Origin of the sequence: Pandoraea terrae (genome assembly GCF_902459695.1) — a bacterium.
GTDB lineage: Bacteria > Pseudomonadota > Gammaproteobacteria > Burkholderiales > Burkholderiaceae > Pandoraea > Pandoraea terrae.
Window position 1 is genome coordinate 272,890 of the sequence record NZ_CABPRZ010000001.1, and the last position, 16,712, is coordinate 289,601.

Consider the following 16,712-nt stretch of genomic DNA (forward strand, 5'->3'; position numbering starts at 1 on the left):
CCGGCGGTGCCGTTACAATAGTCACGTTCGATCCACCCAACATCCAGAAAATATATCGAGGCGACAATGAAACGCGTAACTTCCATCATCAAACCCTTCAAGCTCGACGAAGTTCGCGAGGCGCTCGCCGAAGTCGGCGTAACCGGCCTGACTGTCACGGAAGTCAAGGGTTTCGGGCGCCAGAAGGGGCATACCGAGCTGTATCGTGGCGCGGAGTACGTGGTCGACTTCCTGCCGAAGATCAAGATCGAGGTCGTGGTGGCATCGTCGCAGGCCGATCAGGTCATTGACGCGATCCTGGGCGCTGCACGTACGGGCAAGATCGGTGACGGCAAGATCTTCGTGACAGACGTCGAACGCGTCATCCGTATCCGGACGGGCGAGGAAGGCGAAGCGGCCGTCTGACACCGCACAGCACACCCCACACAGGCGGGCGGGCGGCGATCACCGACAGCGCGGCGATCGACAGCGTATAGTCAGTCGTGCGAACGGTTCGGGCGCGGTTGCGCCGGTTGCAGCAATACGACCAGCGCACCGCTCCCGCCGTCCTGTCCGCGTGCCTGGCAATAGGCCAACACTTCATTCTTCTGGGCCAGCCAGCCGCGCACTTTGTCCTTCAGCACCGGCTCCCGGTTGACGGAACCGAGTCCCTTGCCGTGAATCACGCGAACACAACGCAGGCCGCGTTTGACGGCGTCGTTCAGAAAGGCGGCGAGTGCTTCGCGGGCTTCTTCGCGGCGCATGCCGTGCAGGTCGAGCTGTTTCTGGATGACCCAGTCGCCGCGGCGCAGTTTGTTCAGCGCGTCCATGCTGATGCCGGGCCGCCGGTAGGAAAGCCGGTCGTCGGCTTCCAGCAGCGCTTCGGGATCGAATTCGTCCGACAGCGATTCATGCAGGACGGCGGCTTCATCTTCCTGCGTCTGGCGGGCGACCGGCTCGGGCGTGCGGCGCGGCAGCTCGGCGCGGTTCTGTGCGCCCTTGGATGATAGCGGGGCGATCTCGCCAATACTGTTGCGGAAAATGTTGGCGTCGGCGGCGGCCGCCTTGGCGCGGCGCGCGGCTTCGAGACGCTCGGCTTCACGACGGGCCGAATCCTGCGCCAGTGTTTCGCGCAGGCTGGCGAGATCGCCGAGGGTCAGCTTGGGGGGCTTCTTGCTCATCTTGCAACGGGAACGCGGCGCTGGCCGTTGGCTTACTTGTTAATGGTTTCTTCCAGGTAGCGCTGCGCGTCGAGCGCGGCCATGCAGCCCGTGCCGGCGCTGGTGATGGCCTGGCGATAGACGTGATCCTGCACATCGCCGGCGGCAAACACGCCCGGTACGCTGGTGGCCGTGGCGTTGCCGTTCAGGCCGCTGTGCGTGGTGATGTAGCCGTTCTTCATCTCGACCTGGCCCGCGAAGATGTCGGTGTTCGGCTTGTGGCCGATGGCGATGAACACACCGTGGACCGGCAGGTCTTCGCTGGCACCCGTCTTGGCGTTCTTGATGCGCACGCTGGTGACGCCCGAGTCGTCGCCGAGCACTTCATCGAGCACGCTGTCGTACTTCACATCGATGACGCCCTGCTTGACCTTGTCCAGCAGGCGGTCGATCAGGATCGGTTCGGCGCGGAACTTGTCGCGGCGGTGGATCAGGGTGACCTTGCGCGCAATATTGGACAGGTAAAGCGCTTCCTCGACGGCGGTGTTGCCGCCGCCAACGACGCAGACGTCTTGTTGCTTGTAGAAGAAGCCATCGCAGGTCGCGCAGGCCGACACGCCACGGCCCGAGAACGCTTCTTCGGACGGCAGGCCGAGGTATTGCGCCGAGGCGCCGGTGGCGATGATCAGGGCGTCGCAGGTGTATTCACCCGAGTCGCCGATCAGGCGCAGCGGACGCTCGCCGAGTTTCGCCGTGTGGATATGGTCGAACACGATCTCCGTGTTGAAATGCTCGGCATGCGCCTGCATGCGGGCCATCAGTTCGGGACCTTGCACGCCGGTCGGGTCGCCCGGCCAGTTCTCGACGTCGGTGGTGGTCATGAGTTGACCGCCCTGGGCGATGCCGGTGACCAACACGGGGTTGAGGTTGGCGCGCGCGGCATAGACGGCGGCGGCGTAGCCGGCCGGACCAGAACCGAGAATCAGGACTTTTGCGTGCTTGGGAGCGGACATGAATGAACTCACCGGAAAGAAGTGGGGGCTGGCGACGCGGGCCGACCTGTCGTGGGGGCACGATGGCCCTTGAACGGGATGGAACGCAGCGCGTATAAAGCGCCATTATAAGGGGCCGAGCCGGTTTCGTTCATCGGACCTCGCAATCGCGGCGATAGCGCATGCCTGGCATGCGGGTGTGTCCGATGGCGGCGCCGGCGGCGTCCTTAAAGTGCATTTTGGGGAGGATCTCGCCGTTTCAAGGCCCATTCGGACATGTTTGGGCCGGATAATGGGCCAATCGCGGCCAATCGCGCGGGGCGAACCCGGCGCCGTTTGCAGAAGATCACCGCCGGATCGCCGGCTTGTCACGCCTTGTCACCTTTTTGTGGCGGAGCCGTGCGAATACGTGTTTACAATGGAGCCTGCCGAGTGGCAGGCCGCCCGTCTGCCGCCCAACCCCTTGGCTTGATGACGACCAAATCTTCCTACTCTGCTGGTGCCGGATCGTCGTTGCCCAACCGGGTGACGCATCTTTTTCATGAAATCCGCTGGATGGCGCAGGTTGCGCTGACGGTTTTCCTCCTGATGGCGCTGTTCTCATACAGCCGCCAGGATCCAAGCTGGACACATGCCGCGCACATCGACCGCATCGCCAATTGGGCGGGGCGCGTGGGCGCATGGGTGTCCGATCTGCTGCTGCTGACGTTGGGCTTGTCTGCGTACTGGCTGGTGGTATTCCTCGCCCGCCGCCTGGTGTCGGGTTACCGGCGCATTACGGCGCGCAGCGCCACGCCGCCGCTGCGCGAGCGTCTGTCGAATGGCGGCTGGGTCGAGATCATCGCGTTCCTCATGGTGCTGTTCGCGAGCACCGGGATCGAGGCGTTGCGCCTGTACAAGCTCAAGGCGCAACTGCCGCGCGCGCCGGGCGGCGTACTGGGCGAATCGATCGGCAACGCGGCCCAGCATGCGCTCGGCTTCACGGGCGGGACGCTGGCGCTGTTGTTGCTGCTGGCGTTCGGCCTGTCGCTGTTTTTCCATTTTTCATGGCTGTCCGTGTCGGAGAAGCTCGGCTCGCTGATCCTCGATACCGCAACGAACATCAAACGCAAGCGCGAGGCGCGGCGCGATCGCCGCCTGGGCGAAGAGGCCGCGATGGCCCGCGAGGGCGCGGTCGTGCAGAACCGCGTGCGTGCCGAAGTGCACGAACCGGTGCAGATCGTGCCGCCGGTGATGGCGGTGCCGAAGTCGGAGCGCGTCGAGAAAGAGAAGCAGGTGCCGCTCTTCACCGAACTGCCCGATTCGATCCTGCCGCCGCTGGCGCTGCTCGATGCCCCGGCCGCCGCGCAGGAAACCGTGTCGGCCGAAACACTGGAGTTCACGTCGCGCCTGATCGAGAAGAAACTCAAGGACTTCGGCGTCGAAGCCAATGTGGTGGCGGCCTATCCGGGCCCGGTGATCACGCGCTACGAAATCGAGCCGGCCACTGGCGTGAAGGGTAGCCAGATCGTGAACCTGGCGAAGGATCTGGCGCGTTCGCTGTCGCTCGTGTCGATTCGCGTCGTCGAGACGATTCCCGGCAAGAACTTCATGGGCCTCGAATTGCCGAATCCGCGCCGTCAGACGGTGCGTCTCACGGAAATCCTCGGCTCGGAGATCTACAACGACTCGGCGTCGCTGCTGACGCTGGCGCTCGGCAAGGACATCGGCGGCAAGCCGGTGGTGGCGGATCTCGCGAAGATGCCGCACTTGCTGGTTGCGGGCACCACCGGCTCGGGCAAGTCGGTCGGCATCAACGCCATGATCCTGTCGCTGTTGTACAAGGCGACTGCCGATCAAGTCCGGCTGATCCTGATCGATCCCAAGATGCTCGAAATGAGCATGTACGAGGGCATTGCGCATCTGTTGTGCCCGGTCGTCACCGACATGCGGCAGGCGGGCAACGCGCTGAACTGGGTCGTGGCCGAGATGGAACGCCGCTACAAGCTCATGAGCAAGCTGGGCGTGCGTAATCTGGCCGGGTACAACAACAAGATCGACGACGCCGCCAAGCGCGAGGAGCATATTCCGAATCCGTTCTCGCTGACGCCGGATGCACCGGAACCGCTGACACGTTTGCCGTACATCGTGGTCGTGATCGACGAACTGGCCGACCTGATGATGGTCGTCGGCAAAAAGGTCGAAGAGCTGATCGCGCGTATTGCCCAGAAAGCGCGTGCGGCGGGGATTCATCTGATTTTGGCGACGCAGCGTCCATCGGTCGACGTCATCACCGGCCTCATCAAGGCTAACGTCCCGACGCGCGTGGCGTTCCAGGTGTCGTCGAAGATCGACTCGCGCACGATTCTCGATCAACAGGGCGCGGAAACGCTGCTCGGCATGGGCGACATGCTGTACATGCCGCCGGGCACCGGCCTGCCGCTGCGCGTGCATGGCGCGTTCGTGGCCGACGATGAGGTGCATCGCGTGGTCGAACGCCTGAAAGAGCAGGGTGAAGCGAACTATATCGAGGGCATTCTCGAGGGCGGCGCGGCGGACGGCGAAGAGGGCGGGAGCCTCGACGGCGGAACCGGCGAGGGCGGCGGCGAGTCCGATCCTTTGTACGATCAGGCTGTGGCGGTGGTGCTCAAGCAGCGCAGGGCCTCGATTTCGCTGGTGCAGCGGCATTTGCGCATCGGCTACAACCGCGCCGCGCGGCTGTTGGAGCAGATGGAGCAGTCGGGCGTGGTATCCGCCATGGCGAGCAACGGCAACCGGGAGATCCTGGTGCCGAATCGCGAGGGAGAATGACAGGTATGCAGGGATTCAAGTTTTTTGCGCCGGGCATGGCGCGTGGCGTGATGCGGGGTGTCGCCCACGTGGTCGCAGGTGTGGCCGTGGCGGCGCTTGTGGCGCCGGCATTCGCGGGCGGTAGCGATCAGTTGAAAGCGTTTGCGTCGCAAGTGAAGACGGCGCGCGGCAATTTCGAGCAGCGCCAGGTGAAGCCGGGCCAGAATGGCGCGGTCAAGGTGGCGAGTACGTCGTCGGGCACGTTCGAGTTTTCGCGTCCGGGCCGTTTCGTGTGGCGCTACGTGAAGCCTTACGACCAGTTGTTGCAGGCCGACGGTGAGAAGCTATATATCTACGACAAGGATCTGAATCAGGTCACGATCCGCAAGCTGGGCGATTCGCTCGGCGCGAGCCCGGCCGCGATCCTGTTCGGGAGCAATGACATCGAGAAGAACTTCAACCTCAAGGATTCCGGCACGAAGAACGGCATCGAGTGGTTGGAGTTGACGCCGAAAGCGAAGGACACCCAGTTCCAGCGCGTGGGTATCGGCTTCAAGGACGGCAATCTGGCGGCGATGGAACTGTACGACGCGTTCGGCAACGTCACCTTGCTCACCTTCAGCAACATCCAGAAGAATCCCCCGCTGCCTGCCGATCATTTCAAGTTCGTGACGCCGAAGGGCGCCGACGTGATTCAGGGCTGAAAGCCGGGGCGCCGCCACGGTCGAAGCCCGACTTGGGACGGGCTGGCATAATGATGTCATGTCCGAATTTTTCACGCGGCTGGGCGCCTGTCCCGCCGCGTTTTGCTTCCTACCATGCTTGATGCCTCGCTAACCGCCGCGGTACCGCTTGCCGAACGTTTGCGGCCGCACACCATCGACGACGTCATCGGCCAGCGCCACCTGCTGGGCCGGGGCAAGCCGCTGCGTGTTGCGTTCGAGGCCGGGCGGCCGCATTCGATGATCCTTTGGGGCCCGCCTGGCGTGGGCAAGACCACCTTGGCGCGCCTCATGGCCGACGCCTTCAAGGCCTATTTCATTGCGTTATCGGCGGTGCTCTCGGGCGTGAAGGACATCCGCGATGCGGTGGAGGCGGCGCAGATCCAGCGGGCGCAGGGCAAGCAGACGCTCGTGTTTGTCGACGAGGTTCACCGGTTCAACAAGGCGCAGCAGGACGCTTTCCTGCCGCATGTCGAATCGGGGCTGTTCATCTTTGTCGGCGCAACGACCGAGAATCCGTCATTCGAAGTGAATGGCGCACTGTTATCGCGCGCGGCGGTATACGTCCTCAAAAGCCTGTCTGACGATGACCTGGGCGAGATGCTCGCGCGTGCAGGCACGGCGTTGGGCGGCCTCACGTTCACTGACGAAGCGAAGCAAGGCTTGATCGGGTCGGCCGACGGCGATGGCCGGAAGCTGCTGAACAATATCGAGATCGTGGCGCAGGCGGCACGCGCGCAGGACTCGGACACAATCGACGAGGCCCTGCTGGCCAGCGCGCTCGCGGAAAATCTTCGCCGCTTCGACAAGGGCGGCGATGCGTTCTACGATCAGATCAGCGCGCTGCACAAATCGGTGCGCGGCAGTTCGCCGGACGGCGCGCTGTACTGGTTCTGCCGCATGCTCGACGGCGGGGCGGACCCGCGTTATCTCGCGCGGCGCATTGTGCGCATGGCGTGGGAGGACATCGGCCTGGCCGACCCGCGCGCGGCGCGTATCGCGCTCGACGCGGCGCAAACCTATGAACGCCTCGGCACGCCCGAGGGCGAACTGGCCTTGGCGCAGGCGGTGCTGTATCTGGCGGCGGCGCCCAAGTCGAACGCCGGGTATAACGCATACAACCAGGCGCGCGCATTCATCGCCAAGGACAAGTCGCGTGCCGTGCCGGTGCATCTGCGCAACGCGCCGACCAAGCTGATGAAGGAATTGGGCTACGGCCACGAGTACCGGTATGCCCACGACGAGCCTGACGCTTACGCCGCCGGCGAAACCTATTTCCCGGACGACCTGCGCGCGCAGCAATGGTATCGGCCGGTGCCGCGCGGACTCGAAGGCAAGATCGGCGAGAAGCTCAACTGGCTGAAGTCGCTCGACGCAGAGTGGCGCAAATCGCAGGCGAAGCAAAAGCGCGGCGGCAAGGAGGCCGGTGCGCCAGACGGTGGCGCCGAGGCGTCTGGCCCGACCGCGCCGCCCGCCGATCGCGCCGCGTCTCCGATCGGATCGTCTCCGAGCGAGACCTCGGACGATCCTGAAAACTGATCACTTTGGCGATTTGCGGCCGCGCCTGCGGTAAAATCGCCGTCTTGAAGCGGTTTTTCGTGCCGAATGCGCGATGAACCGCCGTTCCGAATAAGCGGTTTCTAATTTTCTTACCCACCATGCTCGACATTCAACTTCTTCGCAAGGATCTGGACGGCGTTGCAGCGCGTCTGAAGGCGCGCGGCTTTGCGCTGGACGTGGAGGCATTCGCGTCGCTCGAGGCCGAACGCAAGCAGATCCAGACACAAACCGAGGAACTGCAGGCCCGCCGCAATGCGCTTTCGAAGCAGGTGGGCATGAAGAAGGGCAAGGGGGAAGACGCCTCGGCGGAGATTGCCGAAGTGGGCGGGATTGCCGATGCATTGAAGACCTCGTCGATGCGTCTGGAAACGATTCAGTCGGATTTGTCGGACTTGCTGCTGGGGGTGCCGAATCTGCCGCACGAAAGCGTGCCGGTGGGGGACGATGAAACGCAGAATGTGGAAGTGCGCCGTTGGGGCACGCCGCGCGCGTTCGACTTTACGCCGCGCGATCACGTGGATCTGGGCGCCGCATTGGGTCTCGATTTCGACGCCGCGGCAAAGCTGGCGGGCGCGCGCTTCTCGGTGATGAGGGGGGGCATTGCGCGTTTGCACCGTGCGTTGGCGCAGTTCATGATTGACACGCATACGAGCGAGCACGGCTACGCGGAGACGTACGTTCCGTACATCGTGAACGCGGCGTCGATGCGCGGCACGGGGCAGTTGCCCAAGTTCGAGGAAGACCTGTTCAAGGTGCCGCGCACGGTGGGTACGGAAGAAGGCGAGCGTGTCGAGAACTTCTACCTGATCCCGACGGCGGAAGTGTCGCTGACGAATCTCGTGCGAGACGAAATCGTGCCGGCGGACCAATTGCCGATGCGCATGGTCGCCCATACGCCGTGCTTCCGTTCGGAGGCGGGAAGCTATGGCCGCGATACGCGCGGCATGATCCGTCAGCATCAGTTCGACAAGGTCGAGTTGGTGCACGTGGTGGCGCCCGAGCAATCGTACGATGCGCTCGAAGCATTGGTGTCGCACGCCGAGGCGATTCTGAAGAAGCTGGAACTGCCGTTCCGCACCGTGACGCTTTGCACGGGTGACATGGGCTTCGGCAGTGCAAAGACGTACGACCTGGAAGTGTGGATTCCGGCGCAGAATACCTTCCGCGAAATTTCGTCGTGCTCGAACATGGAAAGCTTCCAGGCCCGCCGCATGCAAGCGCGCTATCGCAACGCGCAGGGCAAACCGGAATTGGTGCACACGCTTAACGGATCGGGCCTGGCGGTGGGGCGTACCTTGGTCGCGGTGCTTGAGAACTATCAGAACGCAGATGGTTCGGTGACCGTGCCGGAAGTCCTGCGCCCGTACATGGGCGGTATCGAAACACTGACACCGGCGGCGTAAATTTTTTCGCCGTGGGTCTTGGCAGCGAGAAAAAATCCGCTATAATCTCTTTCTCGCTGCTTGAGGCCACTCAGGCAGCAGCCAAAGCAGAACACGCTTGGAGAGGTGGCAGAGTGGTCGAATGCGCCGGACTCGAAATCCGGTGTACGGTTATACCGTACCGTGGGTTCGAATCCCACCCTCTCCGCCAAGCACACAATTAAGCCCTTGAATTTAAAGGGCTTTTTTGTTTTTGTTGTTGCCTCCCCATGTTTCTACCCATGTTCCCGCTGCGTGCTTTGTTGTCTATTAGACGATTCTAGACACGCGAGTACGTTCGATTGTCACGTTTCCAAGCTTCTCGGGCAGATATAATTGGGGCAATGTTTGGATATGGTGACTTGCTGCCTGTGCACGGTGCATGACAATTGCAAATTGCTCGAAGAGCAGGGAGGAATGTCCATGTTTCGTAAACTCGTGATTGGCGCGCTAGGCGCCATGGCTACCTTGTTCTCGACTACGGCATTCGCGCAAGGTACTGCGGCGGACGCTAAGGCCATGCTTGAAAAGACGGTTGCGGCCATCAAAGCCGATAGGGCCAAGGCGCTCGACCAGATCAACAAGGGCGAAAACGGCTTCCTTGTTGGCGACCTCTATCCGTTCTGCTTCAATGTCAACGACGGACTCCTCGTAGCGGTCGGCAATCCCAACGTTAAGGGGTTGCTCGGCAAGGATGCGAGGACATTTAAGGACCCTACGGGCGACGTGTATGGCCCAAGGCTCTATGACGCGGCAAGAGAGGGCCAGGTCAATGAGGTCAGCTACATGTCTCCCAAGGCCGGCGCTGACAAGACGTGGGTGCCGAAGGCGAGCTTCGTTACCGCGGTCGCCGGCCTGGGATGCGGCGTCGGTTACTACAAGTAGTCCGACCAAACCAACCGTCATATGGGCGCCGAACTGCCGAATTCCGACGCCAACACAATGCTATTTTCTCGCGTGAACCGGTCAGTTGTGATGCCCTTCACTCCGCATGTGCGGTTTGCCATCGAGGCTGGTCAGTTTTGATATCCGCCTCGGGTCATTCGCGTCGATATTGTCACGTCTGCTACCTTGTCGGCTATCCGCAAGAACCGGTGCACGTGGCAAGCCTGCGCGGATGACCGGATCCCACCCAGGCTGTGTGAAAACGTTTTAGAGCAAGTTTGACAGTCAAATTCGGGGCGAAAATTCCGTTTCTACTTAAATTACGGGGCCGCTGACCAACCATATGCTGGCAGATTTTACGTAGCAACGCAGACTTCAAAACGGCGCATGCGTTTTCACACAGACTGGACCTTGACCCGACCATGTACGGCGATGATTGCCACCTACGAAGCGGGATGCGCAGCCCGGGTTCAAAATCAAATCAGAGCCAACAACTTGGCGTTACCGGCTCATCAAGTACTTTGCAACAGCATCATAGGCCGGTAAGGAAGTCGCATCGTTAGCAGCGTTGGCGGCGACGGGATGGCTGGCGAACCGCGCTATCACGGCCTCGGCCTTTGGATCAATATACAGTGCCTGGCCATAGACACCTCGGGCCATGAAGGCACCATGCTCATTATGGGTGTGCCACCACATGTCGTGGTAGCTCCAGCCAGTTAGTAAAGGATAACCCGCCTTGGCAAAGAACTCCTTGCTGGCACCGCGACGAATGTCGTCGACTGCCGCTTTTGGCAGGACCTGCTGCCCGTTGTACTGCCCATCGTTGCGGATCATTTCTCCAAACCGGGCCAGATCACGCAGCCCCGCATTGAGACCACCGCCAGCAAACGGCGTACCCGTAGAGTCGACCGTCATGTAGGCATCCTGCTCAGCCCCCAGCTTGCTCCAGATACACTCGGAAAGCAGCTGTGCGACGCTTTTGCCACTCACCCTCGCCATAACCCAGCCCAAGGCGTCGGTATTGGCCGTGCGATAATGAAACGCCTCACCGTGAACCCCTTCTGGCTGCACGGTTTGCAGGAACTCGTAGTACGAGCGCGGCCCGGTGTAGTCTTTCGGCTTTGGCAGAGGGTTACCGGCGGCGGCATGCGCCCAGACGTCAGCCTTCGGGTCGGCGTAGTTCTCGCTGAAGCGTATGCCCGTGGTCATGTCCATCAACTGGCGCACAGTCGCACTGCCAAACGCCGACTTGCCCAGCTCCGGCACGTACTCAACCACCTTGCGATCGGGATCAAGCGTGCCGTCGGCCACCATCATCGCCGCCAGCGTACCGACGAAGGTCTTAGTCACCGACATCGCCGCATGCTGCCCTTCGGGCTTCAATGCGCCAAAATAACGCTCGTACACGACGCGCCCTTTGTGCAGCACGACGATGCCATCGGTGTAGTTCGCCAACAACGAATCGCGCCAGGTCATCGGACGATCACTGCCCATCGGAACAAAACTCACCTCATCAATACCCGCCTGCAGCGAACGCTCAAGCGTGTTGGGTGCGCCAATGCCACGCGACACGTTAGTTGTCGGCATCAACTCCCTGAAGTGCGCGACACTCCAACGCATCTGCGGATACTGAAAGTAACTGCCATCCTCGAAACGAATGATGCGCTCGGGCGGTGGTGGCGACCCGACCATCCAGCTCATTTTGGCCGGGTCACTTTCCAGCGCATCGGCGGCGGGTGAATTACTGAATGCGGCACTCGGCATCATGAACGCCAGCCTGCATAAACGAGGGGAACAGGAACAACGCGTTGCATCCGACCAAGCTTCATAGCTCGACTCCCTTTTGACTTATCGTCACCAAGGCGATAAACGCATTCAGCCTTTGGCTTTAACTTGCCATGGTACGTCGTGGTAATACGTTTGAAACACGGCCGTTTGGACTAGGGCCTTGGTTCAAAATGAGAACGTCTCATAGTCTTATCGGACGATGTTTATCTTCCTCACAGGGTAAAAATAGGGCTCGGTTTTCGGCCATCTTCCACGTTCACCGTGCCACGGCGACTTGGTCATGGATTGATTAAACAACTAGAAAAGAGACGCTAACGTAATGACAAGCACGGAGTATCACGCGGGCTTCGACGATGCAATCAGCGTTTTGACAGCGCCTGGGGCACCGTTTGAGATGCGTACCGTCGAGGTCCAGGGCCATCCTTGCCGAGTCTTTTGCAACGGTCCGCAGAACTTGTGCGACATCTATCGACTTGCTTCAACGCATGCTCAACGGACCCTCACCGTCATCGATGACCAACTGATGTCCTATGCCGAAGTCTTTGGCAAGGCGGCTGCGCTTGGGCAGTTCCTCACAGAGAAAATCGGCAAGCCGAACGTGCACGGCAACCGGATTGCGATCGTCATGAGCAACCGACCCGAATGGATGATCTCGTTCATTGCAGTGACGGCAATAGGTGCTACCGCCGTGCTGGTCAACAGCCGCGGAACGATGGCGGAAGTCGAAGCGGCGCTGGATGAGACAGACAGCGTCATGGTCATCGCCGACGAGCGACGAGCGCATCTGCTGGCAGCTGGCGACAAATCGTGCCCGATGATTGTTGTCAGCAATGGCGAAACGGACAGCACCGCGCGACTCGGTAACTTCAGCTTCACCGAGGTAACGCACGGCTGGGCGCGCGCGACGCTCGAACCGGTTTCGGTGCAACCCGATGACGAAGCAATCGTCATGTTCACCTCCGGAACCACGGGTAAATCGAAAGCAGCGCTCTTCAGCCACCGCAGTGTGCTGACAGGGCTGGCCCACATCCAACTGTCAGGCGCACTGGTTCGCCCGCATATCGTCGCGCTTCGAGGTGTGGATGCCTTCGGGGCAGCTGAGGCCCATCAACCCGCGTCACTGCTGGCTTTTCCACTGTTTCGCGTTAGCGGCTGCTACGCGGTGTTCCTGACTAGCCTGATGCGCGGCGGCAAGATTGTCATCCTGCCCAAATGGGACGCGGCCGTCGCGCTGACGCTGATTGCGCAAGAGCACATCGCGTCATTCTCCGGCGCACCGGCGATGTATTGGGACATGCTACGCCTGGATCGGAGCGGACGGCGCTTCAATTCCCTGCTTTCGGTTGGTGTCGGTGGCCAGGCGTTGGCACCGGCACTCTACAAGGAGATTGCCACGGCCTTTCCACTAGCAGTGCTCGGTGTTGGATACGGCATGACCGAGTGCGGTGGGACGGTGTGCGCTATCGCCGGTGAGGAGTTGGACAGCCATGTGACGGCGTCCGGGAGAGTGTTCCCTTCCGTCGATATCAGGATCGTGAATGAAGAGGATGTTGAAGTCCCCCTCGGTGAGCCAGGCGAAATTCTCGTGCGTGGCGCCATGCTGATGCGTGAGTACTGCAAGCAGGCACATGCCACGGCGGAAGTCTTGCAGGAAGGTTGGTTGAGAACCGGCGACATCGGCCGACTGGATGCAGAAGGTTATCTACACGTCGTCGATCGCAAAAAATACATTGTCATCTCGGGCGGTGAAAACATCTCATGCAACGAGGTGGAGGCTGCAGTCATGGAGCATGGCTGCGTTGCACAGACCGCCGCCTTCGGCGTGCCAGATGATCGGCTCGGGGAACAGATCGTGGTCGCTGTCGTGCTGATCGAAGGCAAAGCGCTTTCGGAGCACGCCTTGAAGCAGCACCTAGGCGAGCGACTCGCCGCCTATAAAGTGCCTCGGCGCGTTGTGTTTCTTGCATCGTTGCCCGTCAATTCGACCCAAAAAGTCATGCGTCATGAATTGCGTCGACAAATTCTTGCGCAAGTCGATGGCGCTACCGGCACCGTCTAACGCAACACCCAGCGTTTTACACTCAGAGGGGAGAGGTGACATGTCGTACATTTTGACCGGTTTTGAAGGCAAGGTTGCAGTAGTCACCGGCGCAGGCCGAATGCGTAGCATCGGCCGACCGATTGCGTTGGCGTTGGCTCAAGCGGGTTGCGACGTCGTGTTGACGGGCACAGGACGCCCTGCGGAGCAGTATCCTGAGGACGAGCGCGAGGTGAACTGGCGCGATATCGAATCGGTGGCCGACGAAATTCGCCAGATCGGCCGGCGCGCCTTGCCGGTGGTTTCCGACGTCAGCAACCCGGAGTCGGTGGATGCGCTGCTAGAGCGTGTGGTAGACGAATTCGGCCGAGTGGACTTCCTGGTGAACAACGCCGGCGCAACGCGCGGCGGTGATCGCGTGCCAGCTACAGAGATGTCGATCGAAACCTGGCAACGGGTGATGAACACCAACCTGAACGGCACATTCTACATGTCTCGTGCGTTTGCGAGGCGCATGGGCGAACAAGGTGAGGGTGGAGCAATCATCAACATTTCGTCGCTCGCGGCGCAACTGCTGGCCCCCGATACCAGCGCATATGCCACCACGAAAGTTGCTATCAACGGACTGACGACCATCATGGCACGGGAACTGGGGCCAAAGAAAATTCGAGTAAACGTCGTTGCTCCCGGGATCGTCGAGACGAGCCGACTGGACGACGTACCGCGGGGTAAGGTGTGGGACGACATGATTGCTGCCTACATCTCCCTGGGACGCGCAGGTACTGGCGAAGACATCGCACACCTGGTCGCGTTCCTGTGCAGTGATCAAGGCGAATGGATCACCGGACAGAACATCTATGTTGACGGTGGCCATCTTCCAACGCCACGACGTTAGGGGCCGTTAGATGCCTTTTGCGAAGGGCCGCTATGGGTCCAGGCTGTGGAACTGGACGCGGTTCGGTCGGATCACGCAACTTGGCGATGTCGCTGAGTTGAGTTTGGCTGTGCGTAGAATGATCCATGCCCTTGTCATGTCCAGGGTGGAAAACGCTTCGCTCGCCGCCCTGTAGTCGGCGTGAGCCACGCCGCCAAGAAAGCCGAAAAGGAGTATGACCGGGAGAATGCGCGCATAAGGTGCCATCCCTGGAGTTCTTCCGCTGCCCGCAGTGCGGCGCCAGAAATCCAGTAGTCCGGTGTAATCTTCCCGACGGTGCAGTAGAGTTTGAGCAGGCCGCCGCGGGTTCGGATGGGACATCACAATAGCGGTCGCGTGAGGTTCGGCGCAAGCGCGACAGAAACCAGTGAGAGCCCCATCTGTCGACAAAGCGTAAGCGAGGCATCTGTTGGCACGCCAAGCTTAACTGCGACGGGCGGCAGCATTTTCACCGGTGTTGGCACTAGCCTACGTCGGCCCGCCTATTCGGCCCCCCCGGGACTGTGGGGGCATAGAATAAAGTGGCGCGGGATGTGACCGGTATTGATGCGAGTGGGGACCATAGCGATCACCCGGCGCATAAAAAAACCGCCTCGATGCCGGGGCGGGGAATTCATGAGCTATTGGGAAGCACATGACGACAGGAGCGAAGATCCGGCTTGCCGGCCACAAAACGCCGGCACCAACTTATTCTTTCAGTGACTGACCTCCATCAATGACAGCCAGTCCGATTCCAGTCGCCAATCGCGATGCTTAAGCACCCGAGAAAATGCGTTGGTTGATTTCGCCCGAAGCACGCGCTTGCGAAAGCGCCAGCTTCACGTCGGCACGGCTCACTTCCGAGGCCGGCGTGGCTCGCGACGGGTAGTTTTGATCGTTCAGTGCCACGAGGCCTTCGGCACGGGCTTGCGTCAGTTCGGCCTTCACTTCGGCACGGGTCAGGCCCTGACCTTGCTGGGCGATTTCGGGGTAGTTGTTGCCATTGTCGGCAGCAAACGAAGCGCTGGCACCCAGCGAAAGGGCAGCGGCAACAACGGCGATGGCGATGTTCGAGCGGTTCATGGTGACTCTCCTGTCAGTTTGGTTAAGTGGCGACGCATTTGGTTTATGTTTTGCACCGCCGACAACTGAAGTCTATTGCGCCCCAACTCGGAGATAAATGCGACACTTTTCAATTGATTGTTGCTGATTTTGAGGTGAATTCGTGCGGAATGATCGAGCGACGGACCGCCTCCCTCCCTGTGCTGCCACCACATCGGCTCCGGCCATGTCCAATTGACAGTTATCACTTCCGGGTCTAAATTGTTCCGCAACCAGACCCGACAGCCCGCCATCGAGCGGGCTTTCGCACATTCGAGACTTGAAACAGGATGTGTGATGTCTAAAAAGGCAGAACGACGTGCGCACGCCGCACGCCTGAGGAAGCTGCGTCAGCGCTTGTGCCGCCGCTGGTGGGGCCGTGAACTTGATCCAAAGGAACTGGGACGTGCGTTTCACACACCCACTCCGTGTAGCTGCTGGATGTGCGGCAATCCACGCAGGCATTACCATGAGCGGACCATGCAGGAGCGCCGATGGATGCAGGAGGTGGGAGATGAGTCGTACGCGTAGTCAGCGGGAGCGTAACGCTGAGGTCACATGTATGAAGGGGAGGGGCACCGGTACGCGCCAGCGGCCGATCCTCCAGGCAGTGCGAACGCCGTTGCTCGAACCACGTCTTGAACCCGGAAGTCCTTGCCTTTCCCTGAAACTGGGCTATACCTGACAATCGGATGCGTCCGAAGTCCAGGTCGCCACTTTTGGTCAAGCGCAAGAAAAGGATGCGAATCATGCACCACACAAAAGCATTCAGGCTGTGGGCCGGGCCAGACAGCACACGCGTGTTGCTGGGCGTTTTGGGAGCGGTGATGGCCAGTATTCCCGGCGTGGCGCGCGCGGCCTGTTATTGCGAATTTCCATCCGGCACGGAGACAATGGCCTACGGTACGCGAGCTGCATGCACCATCGTCATGTCCGAGGCCAACAAGACTTGTAATATCGCGTTCGCCGCTACCGGCGCAGACCCTGGAATAGCGACGATGATGGCGCCGACGCGCGGCGAAGATTATGCGACTGAGGCCTACTCAATTTCGATTGAATATCTGACTTATATTCGCGACAGGAATATAGACAAACTCACAAACCCGGAATACATCAAGAAAACTCTCCCGGCCCTTATGCGCGCGGGCTATTTAAGGAGAAACATGCCGGCCGAGTTAAAGGAGCTGGACGCTTCTGTTCTGGAGTTCGCTCAGACACAATCAAAACAAATTGGTGCCGTCTTTCAGGGGAAAATGCCAGAATATAAAGGCGAACGGAAGAAGCTTGAGTACCATGTGAGTAGGACTGCTGTGCAGTTAATCTTCGACAGGAAGATTAAAATTACAACCATTTTTATGCCAGAGCCAAGATAATAAAGATGCGC

Annotated in this window: 13 protein-coding genes and 1 tRNA gene; 10 read left to right on the plus strand and 4 right to left on the minus strand. The window is 60.5% G+C overall.

Features of this window, described 5'->3' with window-relative positions; translation table 11 throughout:
• The first annotated feature begins 66 nt into the window (after positions 1–66).
• Complete coding sequence (locus tag PTE30175_RS01220; RefSeq protein WP_150695223.1) at positions 67–405, plus strand: P-II family nitrogen regulator; 339 nt, start codon at positions 67–69, stop codon at positions 403–405.
• A 71-nt stretch (positions 406–476) separates the two neighbouring features.
• Here PTE30175_RS01220 and PTE30175_RS01225 read toward each other — a convergent pair whose 3' ends face one another.
• Complete coding sequence (locus PTE30175_RS01225) at positions 477–1,160, minus strand: Smr/MutS family protein (protein ID WP_150695224.1); 684 nt, start codon at positions 1,158–1,160, stop codon at positions 477–479.
• 32 nt (positions 1,161–1,192) lie between these two features.
• Positions 1,193–2,152: a thioredoxin-disulfide reductase gene (gene trxB / locus PTE30175_RS01230; protein WP_150695225.1), complete on the minus strand. Its 960-nt coding sequence runs from the start codon at positions 2,150–2,152 to the stop codon at positions 1,193–1,195.
• A 450-nt stretch (positions 2,153–2,602) separates the two neighbouring features.
• On the opposite strand from trxB, the gene PTE30175_RS01235 reads away from it, so the two are divergent.
• The 6 genes from PTE30175_RS01235 (at position 2,603) to PTE30175_RS01260 (ending at position 9,488) form a co-directional block, all read left to right on the plus strand.
• Positions 2,603–4,921, plus strand: a complete 2,319-nt coding sequence (locus PTE30175_RS01235) for a DNA translocase FtsK (protein WP_150695226.1) — start codon at positions 2,603–2,605, stop codon at positions 4,919–4,921.
• Positions 4,922–4,926: 5 nt separating this feature from the next.
• Entirely contained in the window at positions 4,927–5,604 is a 678-nt protein-coding gene (gene lolA, locus PTE30175_RS01240; RefSeq protein WP_420819596.1) for an outer membrane lipoprotein chaperone LolA, read from the plus strand.
• A gap of 114 nt (positions 5,605–5,718) precedes the next feature.
• A complete protein-coding gene (locus PTE30175_RS01245; protein WP_150695228.1) occupies positions 5,719–7,161 on the plus strand; it encodes a replication-associated recombination protein A in 1,443 nt (480 codons plus the stop codon).
• Between the two features lie 119 nt (positions 7,162–7,280).
• Positions 7,281–8,585 carry a serine--tRNA ligase gene (gene serS, locus PTE30175_RS01250; protein WP_150695229.1) on the plus strand — a complete coding sequence of 435 codons (1,305 nt, stop codon included), beginning with the start codon at positions 7,281–7,283 and terminating at the stop codon, positions 8,583–8,585.
• A gap of 99 nt (positions 8,586–8,684) precedes the next feature.
• Positions 8,685–8,775: transfer RNA gene (locus PTE30175_RS01255), tRNA-Ser, on the plus strand.
• A 251-nt stretch (positions 8,776–9,026) separates the two neighbouring features.
• On the plus strand, positions 9,027–9,488 hold the full coding sequence (locus tag PTE30175_RS01260) for a cache domain-containing protein (RefSeq protein WP_150695230.1): 462 nt from the start codon (positions 9,027–9,029) through the stop codon (positions 9,486–9,488).
• Positions 9,489–9,989: 501 nt separating this feature from the next.
• Here PTE30175_RS01260 and PTE30175_RS01265 read toward each other — a convergent pair.
• A complete protein-coding gene (locus PTE30175_RS01265; RefSeq protein WP_150695231.1) occupies positions 9,990–11,255 on the minus strand; it encodes a serine hydrolase domain-containing protein in 1,266 nt (421 codons plus the stop codon).
• A gap of 340 nt (positions 11,256–11,595) precedes the next feature.
• On the opposite strand from PTE30175_RS01265, the gene PTE30175_RS01270 reads away from it, so the two are divergent.
• Together PTE30175_RS01270 and PTE30175_RS01275 are read left to right on the plus strand one after the other, a co-directional pair.
• Positions 11,596–13,335 (plus strand): class I adenylate-forming enzyme family protein, encoded by a 1,740-nt coding sequence (locus PTE30175_RS01270; RefSeq protein ID WP_150695232.1) that lies wholly within the window; start codon positions 11,596–11,598, stop codon positions 13,333–13,335.
• Positions 13,336–13,375: 40 nt separating this feature from the next.
• Positions 13,376–14,209 carry an SDR family NAD(P)-dependent oxidoreductase gene (locus PTE30175_RS01275; RefSeq protein ID WP_150695233.1) on the plus strand — a complete coding sequence of 278 codons (834 nt, stop codon included), beginning with the start codon at positions 13,376–13,378 and terminating at the stop codon, positions 14,207–14,209.
• Between the two features lie 792 nt (positions 14,210–15,001).
• Here PTE30175_RS01275 and PTE30175_RS01280 read toward each other — a convergent pair.
• Entirely contained in the window at positions 15,002–15,310 is a 309-nt protein-coding gene (locus tag PTE30175_RS01280) for a DUF4148 domain-containing protein (RefSeq protein WP_150695234.1), read from the minus strand.
• A 767-nt stretch (positions 15,311–16,077) separates the two neighbouring features.
• On the opposite strand from PTE30175_RS01280, the gene PTE30175_RS01290 reads away from it, so the two are divergent.
• Positions 16,078–16,701: a hypothetical protein gene (locus tag PTE30175_RS01290; RefSeq protein ID WP_150695236.1), complete on the plus strand. Its 624-nt coding sequence runs from the start codon at positions 16,078–16,080 to the stop codon at positions 16,699–16,701.
• Positions 16,702–16,712: the final 11 nt, after the last annotated feature.